The 14204-nt window shown below is 60.1% G+C and carries 14 protein-coding genes; 5 read left to right on the forward strand and 9 right to left on the reverse strand.

Going from position 1 to position 14204, the window contains the following annotated elements; genetic code table 11:
- Positions 1-20 precede the first annotated feature (20 nt).
- The 8 genes from cysS to alr all read right to left on the reverse strand — a co-directional run bounded on the left by cysS (position 21) and on the right by alr (position 8047).
- The gene (cysS, locus tag AC1ROR_RS02555) at positions 21-1406 is read right to left on the reverse strand and encodes a cysteine--tRNA ligase (protein WP_498588532.1); all 1386 of its coding nucleotides are present in this window, start codon (positions 1404-1406) and stop codon (positions 21-23) included.
- 217 nt (positions 1407-1623) lie between these two features.
- Positions 1624-2364: an SDR family NAD(P)-dependent oxidoreductase gene (locus AC1ROR_RS02560; RefSeq protein ID WP_498588533.1), complete on the reverse strand. Its 741-nt coding sequence runs from the start codon at positions 2362-2364 to the stop codon at positions 1624-1626.
- A 145-nt stretch (positions 2365-2509) separates the two neighbouring features.
- Positions 2510-4018, reverse strand: a complete 1509-nt coding sequence (gene purF, locus AC1ROR_RS02565; RefSeq protein WP_498588534.1) for an amidophosphoribosyltransferase — start codon at positions 4016-4018, stop codon at positions 2510-2512.
- A gap of 139 nt (positions 4019-4157) precedes the next feature.
- On the reverse strand, positions 4158-4745 hold the full coding sequence (locus tag AC1ROR_RS02570; protein ID WP_003520707.1) for a CvpA family protein: 588 nt from the start codon (positions 4743-4745) through the stop codon (positions 4158-4160).
- A gap of 89 nt (positions 4746-4834) precedes the next feature.
- Positions 4835-6241 carry a DNA repair protein RadA gene (gene radA / locus AC1ROR_RS02575; protein ID WP_003520708.1) on the reverse strand — a complete coding sequence of 469 codons (1407 nt, stop codon included), beginning with the start codon at positions 6239-6241 and terminating at the stop codon, positions 4835-4837.
- Positions 6242-6247: 6 nt separating this feature from the next.
- The gene (locus AC1ROR_RS02580; RefSeq protein ID WP_142169811.1) at positions 6248-6538 is read right to left on the reverse strand and encodes a type II toxin-antitoxin system RelE/ParE family toxin; all 291 of its coding nucleotides are present in this window, start codon (positions 6536-6538) and stop codon (positions 6248-6250) included.
- Positions 6495-6806, reverse strand: coding sequence for a type II toxin-antitoxin system ParD family antitoxin (locus tag AC1ROR_RS02585; RefSeq protein ID WP_020810635.1), 312 nt, complete (start codon positions 6804-6806; stop codon positions 6495-6497). Before AC1ROR_RS02585 ends, AC1ROR_RS02580 begins: the two co-directional genes overlap by 44 nt.
- Positions 6807-6871: 65 nt before the next feature.
- The gene (gene alr, locus AC1ROR_RS02590; RefSeq protein WP_498588535.1) at positions 6872-8047 is read right to left on the reverse strand and encodes an alanine racemase; all 1176 of its coding nucleotides are present in this window, start codon (positions 8045-8047) and stop codon (positions 6872-6874) included.
- A gap of 85 nt (positions 8048-8132) precedes the next feature.
- On the opposite strand from alr, the gene AC1ROR_RS02595 reads away from it, so the two are divergent.
- The 3 genes from AC1ROR_RS02595 to AC1ROR_RS02605 all read left to right on the forward strand — a co-directional run bounded on the left by AC1ROR_RS02595 (position 8133) and on the right by AC1ROR_RS02605 (position 10086).
- Entirely contained in the window at positions 8133-8990 is an 858-nt protein-coding gene (locus AC1ROR_RS02595) for an AraC family transcriptional regulator (RefSeq protein WP_498588536.1), read from the forward strand.
- A gap of 92 nt (positions 8991-9082) precedes the next feature.
- Positions 9083-9787 carry an AzlC family ABC transporter permease gene (locus AC1ROR_RS02600; protein ID WP_498588537.1) on the forward strand — a complete coding sequence of 235 codons (705 nt, stop codon included), beginning with the start codon at positions 9083-9085 and terminating at the stop codon, positions 9785-9787.
- On the forward strand, positions 9784-10086 hold the full coding sequence (locus AC1ROR_RS02605) for an AzlD family protein (protein WP_035217976.1): 303 nt from the start codon (positions 9784-9786) through the stop codon (positions 10084-10086). The genes AC1ROR_RS02600 and AC1ROR_RS02605 overlap by 4 nt, the downstream gene beginning before the upstream one ends.
- A gap of 102 nt (positions 10087-10188) precedes the next feature.
- On the opposite strand, the gene AC1ROR_RS02610 is transcribed toward AC1ROR_RS02605, so the two are convergent.
- Complete coding sequence (locus AC1ROR_RS02610) at positions 10189-11685, reverse strand: replicative DNA helicase (protein ID WP_035217974.1); 1497 nt, start codon at positions 11683-11685, stop codon at positions 10189-10191.
- Between the two features lie 310 nt (positions 11686-11995).
- Between AC1ROR_RS02610 and AC1ROR_RS02615 the strand changes: the two genes are divergently transcribed.
- Positions 11996-12451 (forward strand): MarR family winged helix-turn-helix transcriptional regulator, encoded by a 456-nt coding sequence (locus AC1ROR_RS02615; protein ID WP_003496842.1) that lies wholly within the window; start codon positions 11996-11998, stop codon positions 12449-12451.
- A complete protein-coding gene (locus AC1ROR_RS02620) occupies positions 12448-14199 on the forward strand; it encodes an MFS transporter (RefSeq protein WP_498588538.1) in 1752 nt (583 codons plus the stop codon). The genes AC1ROR_RS02615 and AC1ROR_RS02620 overlap by 4 nt, the downstream gene beginning before the upstream one ends.
- Positions 14200-14204 lie beyond the last annotated feature (5 nt).

Genomic DNA, 14204 nt, shown 5'->3' on the forward strand with positions numbered 1-14204 from the left:
CCGCAAGCCGCAGCAGCAAATTACCGCTTCAACTCCCACGTCGTCGTCCGCTCCCCGGTCTCCTTGTCCTTGCCATCCTTCAGCTGAATGCCCTTCTCGGAAAGCTCATCACGCAAACGATCCGCTTCCGCAAAGTTCTTCGCCTTCAACATTTCCAGACGCAACTGCACCAGCGCATCGACAGCCGAAACGATGGCCTCGTCCATTTCCGCTTTCTTCGGCAGGACACCCAGCAGGGCAGCACTCGCCGCAAAGGCGGGCAGCCTGGATGGGTCCAGATTGGCGGCGTGGGCCAGCGCATGCAGCGCCTGCACGGCGGCAACGGTATTGAGATCGTCGGCAAGCGCTTCGAGCACGGTGTCATCCGGTGCAGCATCGGAGGCTTCCGCTGCTGGCCACTTGGCGAGCAGGCGTTCGGCCTCTTCCAGACGCTTCACCGAAAAATCGATCGGCTCGCGATAATGCGTCATCAGCATGGCAAGGCGCAGAACCTCGCCCGGCCATTTCCGGCCGCCGAATTTCTCCGTGTGCAGCAATTCGTAGATCGTCACGAAGTTGCCCTCGGACTTCGACATCTTGCGGCCTTCCACCTGCACGAAGCCGTTATGCATCCACACATTGGCCATGACATGCGTGCCATTGGCGCAACGTGATTGCGCGATTTCGTTCTCATGATGCGGGAAAATGAGGTCGAGCCCGCCGCCATGAATATCGAAAACTTCACCGAGGTAGCGACCGGCCATGGCCGAGCATTCGATGTGCCAGCCGGGACGGCCGCGGCCCCAGGGGCTTTCCCAACCCGGTTCATTATCCGAGGACAGTTTCCACAGCACGAAATCGCCGGGGGTCTTCTTGTGGGCTTCCACCGCCACGCGCGCGCCGGCTTGCTGCTCGTCCAGCGGCCGCTTGGAAAGCTGGCCATAATCGGCCATCGAGCGGGTGTCGAACAACACCTCTCCGCCGGCCGTATAGGCATGGCCGCGGGCGATCAGCTTCTCGATGAGGTCGATCATTTCCGCGATGTAGTCGGTGGCGCGCGGTTCGACGGTCGGCGGAAGGCAGCCGAGCGTGGCCACATCCTCATGGAACTGGTCGGCGGTCTTTTTCGTCACCGCATGAATGGCGTCGTTCAGCGGCAGATGCGGATAATCCCTCAGCGCCCGCGCGTTGATCTTGTCGTCTAGATCCGTGATGTTGCGGGCATAGGTCACATGGTCTTCGCCAAAGACGTGGCGCAGCAGCCGGTAGAGAACATCGAACACGATGACCGGGCGCGCATTGCCGATATGGGCAAAATCATAAACCGTCGGACCGCAGACATACATGCGCACATTGTCAGCGTCGATCGGTGCAAATTCCGCTTTTTCGCGTGTGAGTGTATTGTGAAATTTCAGGCGCAAGGACATGCGGCAGTTCCCTAAAGGCAGAATATTATCCTGGCCGGAACGTTTATCTTTCTTGACCTTGCGGGAGACGAAAACGATCTGGCCGGTGGCGAACCAGCAAAAAAAATCTCAGCAGCAGGTGCAGATCATCGTTCTCATATCTTGCTTTATGGCGTGGCGGTGCGGCCCGGTCAAGAGCAACCGTGGTGACCAAATCGCCGCTCCGAGCGGAAAATATTCACTCCGGCTGGCGGTAGTCCGCGAATTTCCCCTCGCGCACGAGGAAGAGTTTGCCGGTTTCGGTCAGATCGGGCGAGGCGAGCGGAAGAATGGCCGCGGCCACCTCTGATGGATGCGGCACGGTGGCCGGGTCTTCACCGGGCATGGCCTGCGCACGCATCGCCGTGCGTGTCGCACCGGGATTGATGCTGTTGACGCGAAGCGCGCTCTTCTGCGTTTCCGCCGCCCAGGTGCGGGCCAGCGCTTCGACTGCCGCCTTGGAGGTGGAATAGACACCCCAGAAGGGGCGACAGCTATGGGCGGCGCCCGAAGACAGGATCAGCGCGCGGCCGGCATCCGACTTCAGAAGCAGCGGTTCGACCGAGCGGATCAGCCGCCAGGTGGCGGTGACGTTGATGTTCATGACCCTTTCGAAGACTTTCGCCTCGATATGTCCGACCGGTGAGATCACGCCGAGAACGCCCGCATTGGCGACGAGAATATCGAGCTTGCCCCAGCGCTCGAAGATATTCGCGCCCAGCGCATCGATGGCTTTCATGTCGGAAAGATCGAAGGGAACGAGCGTCGCCGTGCCGCCGACGGCCTTGATGGCGTCGTCCAACTCCTCAAGGCCGCCCACCGTGCGGGCGCAGGCGATGACATGCGCGCCCGCCCTGGCGAGTTCCAGCGCCGTGAAATAGCCGATGCCGCGCGACGCGCCGGTAACGAGAGCGATGCGGCCCTTGAGATTGATGGTCATGGTCCCCCCGAAAATGATTGCACTTCCTTCTACGAAGCGCCACGGGCCTTTCACAAGCGATTATATCGTCGCAGGCGAGGGCCTGAACAAAAGGCAAGAAAAAAGCGGCCACCGGAAGCCGGATGGCCGCTTTGTGTGAGGCGTATCAGCCGTTGCTGGCCAGCATGGAAATCTTGCTGCCCATCGCCTCGCCATTCTGGTCGAGAAGGCGGGTCGGATAATCGCCGGTGAAATAATGGTCCGTGAACTGCGGACGGGCCGGATTGCGGTTTTCCCCGCCAACGGCGCGGTAAAGTCCGTCGATGGACAGGAAGGCCAGCGAATCGGCGCCAATGAATTTCGCCATCGCCTCGACATCGGCATATTGGTTGGCGAGCAGCTTGTCTGCGTCCGGCGTGTCGATGCCGTAGAAATCCGGATGGAAGATCATTGGGCTCGCAACGCGGATATGAACTTCCTTGGCGCCGGCCTCGCGGATCATCTGCACGATCTTCACCGAGGTCGTGCCGCGCACGATGGAATCATCCACCAGCACCACGCGCTTGCCTTCGATCATCGCCCGGTTGGCGGAATGCTTGAGCTTGACGCCGAAAGCACGGATTTGCTGCGTCGGCTCGATGAAGGTGCGCCCGACATAATGGTTGCGGATGATGCCGTATTCGAAGGGAATACCGCTTTCCTGCGCAAAACCAAGTGCTGCCGGCGTGCCGCCATCGGGAACCGGAACCACCACATCGGCTTCCAGCGGCGCTTCCTTGGCCAGGTTCATGCCCATGTTCTTGCGCGTCGTATAGACGTTGCGGCCGCCGACGACGGAATCGGGGCGGGCGAAATAGACATATTCGAACAGGCAGAGACGCTCCGGCTGCGGCTTCGAGGGCTTGCGCGCATCGATGGTGATCGAACCATCAGGCTGGATTTCGCAGATGATGACTTCGCCGTTCTCCACGTCGCGAACGAATTTCGCACCGATGATATCGAGAGCGCAGGTTTCCGAGCAGAAGATAGGCTTGCCATCAAGCTCACCCATGACCAGCGGGCGGATGCCGATCGGGTCGCGGGCGGCAATCAGCTTGGTGCGCGTCATTGCCAGCATCGAATAACCGCCTTCCATCTGCCTGATGGCATCGATGAAACGATCGGCGGTGGAGGAGTGGCGCGAGCGGGCGATGAGGTGAAGGACGACTTCGGTATCGGAGGTAGACTGACAGATGGCGCCGGTGGCGATGATCTGGCGGCGAAGCGTCAGGCCGTTGGTGAAATTGCCGTTATGGGCAATGGAAATGCCGCCTTCTTCCAGTTCGGCAAATAGCGGCTGCACGTTGCGCATCGCCACTTCGCCGGTCGTGGAATAACGCGTGTGGCCAATCGCGATGGAGCCGGGCAGGCGGGCAAGGGTTGCCGGATCGGTATAATGATCGCCGACGAGGCCCATGTGGCGTTCCTGGTGGAAGCGCTTGCCATCGAAGGAGACGATGCCTGCTGCTTCCTGGCCGCGATGCTGAAGCGCATGCAGGCCAAGGGCAGTCAGCGCCGAGGCGTCGGCATGGCCGAGAATGCCGAACACGCCGCATTCTTCATGCAGCGTGTCGCCGTCGATCTCTTCCTTGAAAGTGGCCCCACGGAACGGGGAATGCGAAAGCGGCTCAATCATCCGGCTTGCCCTTGCTCTCTACCGAGAAAAAAAGAAAGACCTCTCCGGTGAGTATTTCCCCCGGTCGGTCCGTCTGTGTCGTGCTTGATATTTAGCACAAATAGCGCGCCTTGCATGCATTGCAAGGCGCGACACTGTGTCAATTATTCGTTGCCGGCGGATTTGTTGCCGGCACATCTTCCGCAGGCGCCTGCGTGGCCGTCGGCTCCTGTGGTTTTCCGAGGATGCGGGCGCGGATCTGCGGTTCGATATCGTCAGGCAGAACCGCCTCCAGCTTGCCCACCAGCCCATCGAGGAAGGGCTTGGACTTCGCCTGTGTCACCCATTCCGGTTGCGTCTTCACATCCACCAGCCAGTTCCAGAAGGCGACCGCGACGACAAGCAGCAGAATGCCGCGCGCTGCGCCGAACAGGAAACCGAGCGTGCGATCCAGCGCGCCGATGCGGCTGTCGATGATGAAATCGGCAATGCGCGAGGTGATGAAGGAAATCACGATCAGCGAGACGAGGAAGACGACGCCTGCCGAACCGGCAATAGCGATCTTGTCGTCATCGGTATAGTTGCGCGCATAGGGCAGCAGGACCGGATAGAGATAATAGGCAGCGGCGACCGAGCCGCCCCAGCTTGCAATCGACAGAATCTCGCGTGAAAAACCGCGCACCATTGCTAGAAGGGCGGAGAAAAGAACAACGGCGATGACGATGCCGTCGAAAATTGTAATGGGCATATACCAACTCCGGAGGTGCGACGCCTTGTCAGACGCTGCCTTGCCAATTTTGCGATCCTCTTACACCACTGTTTCCCTTGGCGAAAGGATCAATATTCGTCGTCCTCAACCTGTTTGAACCGGTTGCCGGAGCCGGCGATGCGGGCCACGAGGTCCGGAAGGCTTTCGATTTCCGTCCAGCGTCCCTTGCCGCCTTTCGGCAATTCAGCCGAAGCAGAAGGCAGAAGTGCGGCGGAAAAGCCAAGTTTTTCAGCTTCTTTCAATCGCTGGCCCGTATGCGAGACCGGCCGAACCGCGCCCGACAGGCTGATTTCGCCGAAATAAACACAATCGGCAGGCAGGGCAAGACCGGCAAGCGAGGAAACCAGCGCCGAGGCAATCGCCATATCGGCGGCCGGTTCGGAAATACGGTAGCCGCCGGCGACATTCAAATAAACGTCATGCTGGCCGAGCTTCACGCCGCAATGGGCCTCCAGCACGGCCAGAATCATGGCGAGGCGGGAACTGTCCCAGCCGACCACGGCGCGACGCGGCGTACCCAGCGACGTGGCAGCGACCAGCGCCTGCACTTCGACAAGCACGGGTCGCGTGCCCTCGATGCCGGCAAAAACCGCAGCACCCGGCGACTTTTCGTTGCGCTCGCCGAGAAACAGTTCGGAGGGGTTGGAGACTTCCCGGAGGCCGCGATCCGACATTTCGAACACACCGATTTCATCGGTCGGCCCGAAGCGATTCTTGACGGTGCGCAGGATGCGATGATGATGTCCGCGGTCGCCTTCGAAATAAAGCACGGCATCGACCATGTGCTCGACCACGCGCGGGCCGGCGATCTGGCCTTCCTTGGTGACATGGCCGACGAGCACCATGGTCGCGCCTGTCTGCTTGGCGAAACGGATCATCGCCTGCACGCCGGTGCGCACCTGCGTCACCGTGCCGGGGGCGGAATCGGCCGTATCGCTCCACAGCGTCTGAATGGAATCGATGATGACGAGATCGGGCCGCTTGCCTTCGGAAATCGTGGCGAGAATATCCTCGACATTGGTTTCCGCCGCCAGCAGCACATCGGTTTCCGCAGCCCCGAGACGCTGCGCGCGCAGTCGCACCTGCGCTACCGCCTCTTCACCCGAGACATAGATGATGCGATGCCCGCGCCGCGAAAGAGCCGCTGCGGCCTGCATCAGCAACGTCGATTTACCGATACCCGGATCCCCGCCGATCAGAACCGCCGAACCGCGCACGAAACCGCCGCCGGTCGCCCGGTCGAGTTCGCTGATGCCGGTCGGAATGCGCGGCGCTTCCTCGATCTCGCCGGAAAGCGAGGTGAGGGTGACAGGCCGACCCTTCTTGGGGGTCTTGCCCGGCCCGGAGCCGATGCCGCCCATCGGGTCTTCCTCGACGATGGTATTCCACTCGCCGCAGCCTTCGCATTTTCCCGCCCAGCGGGTGTGAACCGTGCCGCAGTTCTGGCACACAAATTGGGTCTTGGCTTTGGCCATCTTGTGTCAGTTTTCTTCTTGTTTGAAATGGTCGGCGGAGATGTCTTGGTGGCCGTGAAGCACGCGCAGCACATACATTTTATTATCATCGACAATGAAATAGATGCATCGCTCACGATAAGGGAAAGCCCGCAAATTCGGCGCGAAACTTCGAGGTACGCCCGTTATCCCATATCGCGCCAGCGAGATCATTTTGCCGTTGATGTCGTCTAGAAAGCGTCTGGCAGCAACGGGATTGAATTGGGCAATGTAATTATGATCGGCCAGAAGATCGTTCAGCGCCTGTGCGGTGACCACTAGACGCCTTCGCTTCATTCTGCTCCTCCGCCAGCTTCATAATGTGTGCGGTAAAATCATCTGCACTGGAGAACTCCATAACCCGGCCAGCCTCCACATCATCAAGCCCTTCCTGAATCAGTCGTTGAAGCTCTACAAGCTTGCCTTCCCTGCTGCCCAGCAAACGCAGACCAGCTGAGACGACCGAATCCGCGTCCTTAAAGACGCCCGCCGCCACCTGCTCCTCGATGAACTTCTCGTCCTGCTCGCTCAAATGGATTTCGGGCATTTCGATCTCCTTTTGTTCTCTTCTAGCACAGGTCACGGCAGCTTTCCAAGGGCTAAAGGCGTGGCTCAGTCGTCGGCCATCAGATATTGCCGCTCGTAACGCAGGCCAAGCCCCGTCAGCATTTCATAACCGATGGTGCCGGCCGCCCGCGCGGTCTCATCGACCGGCACATTGGGACCGAAAAGCTCGATATAGTCGCCGGCACGGATGGCGTTGGCCGGAATATCCGTCACGTCGAAAATGGTGAGGTCCATGGTCACACGGCCGGCGACCAGCACCCTGTGGCCGTTGACGACGCCATAGGCACCGCCATGGCCCATTTCGCGCAGTGGAATGCCTGAGCCGGAAAGCGAACGCTGGTATCCATCGGCATAACCCACGGAAGCGATGGCAAGGCGGCTTGCGCGCTTCAGCAGGAAAGTGCCGCCATAACTCACGGTCTGGCCTTCGCCCGCCTCACGAATCTGGATGATCCTCGCTTCGGCCTTGGCGACAGGCCGCATGGGATTGACCACCTCGTTGACCGCTTCGCCACCATAAAGCGCGATGCCGGGGCGGGTGAGATCGAAATGATAGTCATGTCCCAGAAAGATGCCGGCAGAAGCCGACAGGCTTGATTCGATTCCTTCGAAAGCGGCGCTAACCTTTCGGAATGATTCGAGTTGAACCCTGTTCATTGGCGAGGAGGGCGTGTCGGCGCAGGCGAGGTGCGACAGCACCAGAACCGGATCGAAACTCGCCGGCCGCGTCACGTCGTCGGCCAGAAACAGCGCGTCCTCGAGTGGCAGTCCGAGCCGGTTGAAACCGGTATCGACATGCAGCGCGCAGGGGTGATCGCCGCGCTCGGCAACCGTCGCCATCCAGAAAGAAAGCTGCTCCTCCGAGGCCAGAACCGGCGCCAGATCATTGTCGAAGACCTGACGTTCCTGACCCTGCCATATGCCTGACAGCACGAAAATGCGCGCTTCGGGGGCATAGGAACGCAGCGTCGCCCCCTCGGCCACCGTCGCCACGAAGAAATCGCGCGCGCCGGCATGGTAAAGCGTCGCCCCGCAATCCTCGATACCGAGACCATAGGCATCGGCCTTGACGACAGCAGCCGTCCGCGCCTCGCCGGACCGCTTCTTCATGTCCCGCCAATTATCGGCGAGCGCGCCGAGATCAACGGTCAGCCTCAGTGGCGCGTGTTCAAAAGCGTCGGTTTCGTTCTCAGCAAATGTATCTTCGAAGTCGTCTGTCATGCCATGCGTCCGGTTGATTTGGAACCGGCCAGACCCTAGCACTTTTGTTCAAGACGGTAAGGATCGAATGCTTTAAACTCGGCTCATGCACAATGTTTCGCAGGAACAGGCCATAGATGTCATGCCTATTGCCGCGACGGAAACCACGCGTTTCTGGCGCGACCGGCGTTTTGGCGGCATGGAATGTCTGAGCGCGACGTTCCTGACGCATGAATATTCCCCACATGCGCATGACACCTTCTCCATCGGCGCGATTGAAAGCGGCTCGCAGATTTCCACCATTCAGGGCACCACCGAACAGACGGGGCCGGGTCATCTCTATCTGATCAACCCGGACGAGATTCACGATGGCGCGCCGGGCGGCGGCGGTTATCGCTACCGCATGATCTATCCCGACAGATTGCTGCTGCGCGACATTATCGAGGATGTGACGGGCAGGGCCTTTCACGGCACGCCGTCTTTCCCCCGGTTTCTGCCGCGCGATCCACAGATGGCCATCGCTTTCCAGATGGCGCATCGCCGGCTGGAGGCCGGGTCCGGCGCTCTGGAAGCGGATGAGGGCATGTTCTCGGTTCTCGCCGCCTTGTTCGGCAGGCACGGCAGCGCCATCATCCTGCCCGTCAAAACCCGCGAGAAAACCGCGGTCCATACCGCGAGGGATTATCTTTCCGACAATTACGAGACCGATATCGGCCTTGAGGAACTGGCCTCGATTGCCGGCCTCAGTCGCGCCCACCTTATCCGCGCCTTTCGCAAGGAGTTTCATATCACCCCGCACGCCTATCTGACGGATGTGCGCATCCGGCAGGCGCGCCGTCTTCTGCGTGCGGGTGAGACGCCGGCCGAAGTGGCGGCGCTGTGCGGTTTTGCCGATCAGGCGCATTTTACCCGGCATTTCAAGGCGCGCACCGGCGTCACGCCAGGGCAATTCCGCGTGGCGTGATCCCGCCCGCGTTTCTTCGCCACAATGTCACTTTCGTTCAAGACGAGGTGGCTTGCCGGGCGTAATCGCCTTCTTCTGCAAGGGAGAATGCGATGTTCGTATCGGAAAAGCGCTCGGAATTCGGCGCGGGGTTGAGGGCCGCCGCCCCGCTGCTTGTCGCCATGGTGCCGATTGGCGTGGTGTTCGGCGCGGTCGCCATTGGCAAGGGCCTGTCGCCGCTGGAAGCCTCGCTGATGTCGCTGCTGGTCTTTGCCGGCGGCTCGCAATTTGTGGCCATGGATCTGTGGATGCATCCGGCAAGCTGGAGCGCGCTAGGTTTCGCAGCACTGCTGGTCAATCTGCGCCACGTGCTGATGAGCGCCTCCATCGCCGGCAAGCTGGACGATTTTACCGGCTGGCGAAAATACGCGGCCATGCTGGTGTTGACCGACGAATCCTGGGCGCTGTCGGAATTCAGGGTCATTGCCGGCAGGCTGACGGCAGCCTTCTTCACGGGGGCCGCGCTATCGATCTATTTTGTCTGGAACCTCGCCACTCTGGCAGGCGCGCTGCTCGGTTCCGTCATGGGTGATATGTCGGTGATCGGTCTGGATTTCGCCTTCCCGGCTGTCTTCATCGTGTTGCTCATGGGCTTTTGGAAGGGCAGGGAAACCGGTTTCGTGCTGCTGGCAAGTGCCGCCGCCGCCTATCTCACCCATACGCTGGTTGCGGGCGCCTGGTATATTGCAGCCGGCGCGCTGGCAGGGCTTGCCGTCGCGGCCTTCGGTCATGAAGAGCAGGCGGAGCAGCCGGTATGACGCTCGATATGAATACCCTGCTGGCGATTCTGGCCATGATGGCGGCAACCGTCGCCACGCGTCTTGGCGGTCTGCTGCTGGTCAGTCATTTCACCCTGACACCGCGTCTGAAAAAGGCGCTCGGTGTGGTTCCGCCTGCCGTTCTGATGGCCGTCGTCACGCCGACGGCGCTGGCAAGCGGACTGGCGGAGACAATTGCCTGCGCGGTAACCGCAATCGCGGCACTCCGCCTCAGCCTGCTGCCAGCCGCCACACTCGGCGTCGTCAGCGTCGCGCTGCTGCGCGGAATCGGATTGTGAAACAATACGGCCAAGGCCCTGAAAAGACTCCGTTCGTTCCATTCCAAACCTGAGGCATAGGTTGAGGGCGAAAACCATTCGCCCTCAAATATCCATATGGGATCAATGCTCTTCGTATTGGCTGAAGCTCGGGTCGGCCAGATCCGCAAAGCGGGTGAATTCGGACTGGAAGGCGAGCTTTACCGTGCCTGTCGGTCCGTGGCGCTGCTTGGCGATGATGACATCAGCCGTGCCCTTCACCCGGTCGAAATGTGCTTCCCATTCGGCATATTTCACATCGCCGGGGTCACGCGGCTCCATGTTTTTCACATAATATTCCTCACGGAACACGAACAGCACCACGTCGGCGTCCTGCTCGATGGAGCCCGATTCACGCAGGTCGGAAAGTTGCGGGCGCTTGTCCTCGCGGCTTTCCACCGCACGGGAGAGCTGTGACAGCGCGATGATGGGAACATTGAGTTCTTTGCCAAGCGCCTTCAGGCCCGTGGTGATCTGGGTGATTTCCTGCACGCGGTTTTCGCCGCCCTTGCCGCCACCGGTCATCAGCTGAATATAGTCCACGACCAGAACATCGAGGCCGCGCTGACGCTTCAGGCGACGGGCGCGGGCGGAAAGCTGGGCGATGGAGATACCACCGGTCTGGTCGATGTAAAGCGGCACCTTCTGCATCATCTGGGAGCAGGCGACGAGCTTTTCGAAATCGGCCTCGGTAATGTCACCGCGACGGATTTTCGAGGACGACACTTCGGTCTGCTCGGAAATGATACGGGTCGCGAGCTGTTCGGACGACATTTCGAGCGAGTAGAAGCCGACGACACCGCCGTTTTTCGCCTTGAACGAACCATCGGGCTGCACTTCCTGATCATAGGACGCGGCGATGTTGTAGGCGATGTTGGTGGCAAGCGAGGTCTTGCCCATACCGGGGCGACCGGCAAGCACGATAAGGTCGGAACGCTGCAAACCGCCCATGCGGGCGTCGAGGGAATGAATGCCGGTGGAGATGCCGGAGAGATTGCCGTCGCGCTCGAAGGCGGCCCCCGCCATGTCGATCGCCAGCGCCACTGCGTCGTTGAACGACTGGAAGCCGCCATCGTAACGGCCGGTTTCCGCCAGTTCGAACAGGCGGCGCTCGGTGTCCTCGATCTGCGCCTGCGGCGGCATGTCGAGCGGCGCGTCATAGGCGATGTTGACGACATCCTCGCCGATCTGGATCAGCGCGCGGCGCAGCGCCAGATCGTAAATCGCGCGGCCGTAATCTTCGGCATTGATGATGGAGACGGCTTCCGCCGCCAGGCGCGCGAGATATTGCGCCACCGTCAGGTCGCCGATCTTGTCGTCGGCCGGCAGGAAGGTCTTGATCGTCACCGGATTGGCGGTTTTGCCCATGCGGATGATATCGCCCGCCACCTCGAAAATCTTGCGATGCAAGGGTTCGTAAAGATGCACGGGCTTCAGGAAGTCCGAGACGCGGTAATAGGCGTCGTTATTGACGAGGATGGCGCCGAGCAGCGCCTGTTCGGCCTCGATGTTGTTCGGCGCTTCGCGGTAATGCGGTTCCGCCGGCTGCGCGGGGGTGATCTTTCTCACAGCGTCGTTCATGGTTTGCGCGATCTCCCTTTGCCTTGTCCTTAAACCTCGGGTTTGGCTTCCTGGGGCATGGCAGTCAATGATATTGTTGCAACACTATACGGCAGGCTGACGTCCGTTCTGAAAAGCTGGATCACATCTTCAGTTGTCCCCAGCAATCCACAGGCGGGTGGGAACGAGGTGCCGGAATTTCCCGGCAACGTGATTCGCTGCCATGAGTTTACCGCATGGCAGACCCGGCATGAAAGAAACTTGAAAATCGTCAGGCTTCCGAATAAATAGGCAGAAAATAAGTAGTGTGCTAATTATAAGGCTGGCTGATATGTCCCGCGAGACCGACAAGGAACAGCTACTCGATGAAGTCTCCGCTTTTACCCGCAAACTGCGCGCGTTTTTCGACGCGAGGGTAGGGGAAAGCGGCCTTACGCTGGCGCGTGCGCGTGCCCTTTTTGCCCTGTCGCGGCGCGGGCCTTTAACCCAGACTGAACTTGCCGAGGAAATGGAAATCGAAACGCCCACGCTGGTGCGTGTGCTGGATGGCATGGAAAAACAGAACCTCATCGAACGCCGCTCCGACGAAAACGATCGCCGCGCCAAACGCATTCACATGACAGCGGAGGGAGAGAAGACCTCGCAGACGGTGCAGGCGGTGGCGAAATCGCTGCGTTCGGAGATCGCTGCCGATATTTCCTCGCAGGAACTCGCAATGGCGCTTGATGTCATGCGCCGGCTTTCCGCCAATCTGCAAAATCTGGCAAGCGGGAGGGTGCAATCGTGAGCACCGTGTTGCCGCAGACAACGGATGAGGCCGCTTCCGCAAATACAGAAGCGACCGTCAAGCCGGACGACATTCCGGAAGAGCAGGCCGGCACGTCGCTGAGCGATGCAGACACAGGCGAGACCGCGCCGGAAGCTGCCGTTCCCGCCGCGCCGCAACCGGTGGAGCGGCCGGTGTGGCTGCGGCTGTGCTTCATTTTTGCGGGCCTGTCGTTCTTCATTACCCAGGGTCTGGGCATGAACCTCGTCATGGCCAATATCTACCAGCTTCAGGGCGAGTTTTCCGCAACGGTGGCGGAAGTGGCATGGCTCTCCGCCGCCTATATGGCGCCCTATGCCACGTTTTCCATCGCTCTCTTCAAGATCAGGGCGCAATATGGCCTGCGGCCCTTTGCCGAACTCTCGATCATCGCCTTTGTGGTCGCTTCCTGCCTCAACCTCTTCGTGACGGACCTGCATTCGGCCATCGTCATCCGCTTCGTCAGCGGCATGGCCGCCGCGCCGATTTCGTCGCTCGGCTTTCTCTACATTCTGGAAGCCTTTCCGCCCGCGCGGAAATTCTCGCTCGGTTTCAGCATCGCGCTGACCGGCACCTTGCTGTCGGCGCCCATAGCCCGCATCGTTTCGCCCTCTCTTTTGGAAATCGATGGCTGGAACGCGCTTTATTCCATGGAGGTGGGGTTTGCGCTGATCTCCTTCGCGATGATCTATGTCCTGAAAGTCACGCCGCCGCCGCGTGCGAAGGTCATCGAACGCATGGATATTCTGAGCTATCTGCTGTTTGCAGGTGGTCTCGGCTGTCTTGCCGTCATGCTCACCCTTGGCCGGTTCTACTGGTGGTTCGAAACATGGTGGCTGGGCGTGCTTCTGGCAACGTCGATCGCGCTCCTGACGCTGATGGCCTTCATCGAATTGCCGCGCAAAAACCCGCTGCTCGACCTGCGCTGGATTTTTTCGAAGACCAACCTGCATATTATTGCGGTGCTGCTCGTTTATCGCGCGGTTTCTTCCGAACAATCCTCAACAGCGGTCAGCTTCTACCAGCAGCTTGGCCTGCTGAACGACCAGACGACGACGCTTTATGCGCTGGTGTTGCTGGCGACGGTGCTTGGCGGTGCGGCCTGCGCCTGGCTGATGCTGACGAAATACGTGGATACGGCGCATGTGATTGCGCTGGCGCTGATCGCCGCCGGCTCGTTCATGGACAGCCAGTCCACCAATCTGACACGGCCGGGCGAAATGTATCTCAGCCAGATGATGATTGCCTTCGGCGCGGCCATGTTCCTGCCGCCCGTCATGTCCAAGGGTTTTGCCGCAGCACTTGCCAGAGGCGCACCCTATCTGGTGAATTTCATCACCATCTTCCTGTTCACCCAGATCACGGGTTCGATGCTGATGACCGGGCTGCTCGGTAGCTTCGTGACGCTGCGCGAAAAATTCCATTCCAATATACTGGTGGAAAATGTCCTGCTCACCAATCCTGTGGTCGCCCAGCGCGTATCCCAGCTTTCCGGCGCCTACAGCCATGTCATTACCGACCCGGCGCTGCTGAAGGCCGAGGGGCTTTCCCTTCTCGGTCAGCAGGTCAGCAAGGAGGCCTATGTGCTTGCCTATAATGATACGTTCCTGCTGATCTCCGTTGTTTCGGCGCTGGCGCTCGTCGCGCTTTTGATCCACCTTGCATGGCTGCGCATCCGCCCGTTCCTCCTGAGGGACAATGTCGATGCCGCACCGGCACAACAGTCTTGAACCTT

The organism is Agrobacterium sp. GW821-FHT14E08 (genome assembly GCF_058803865.1).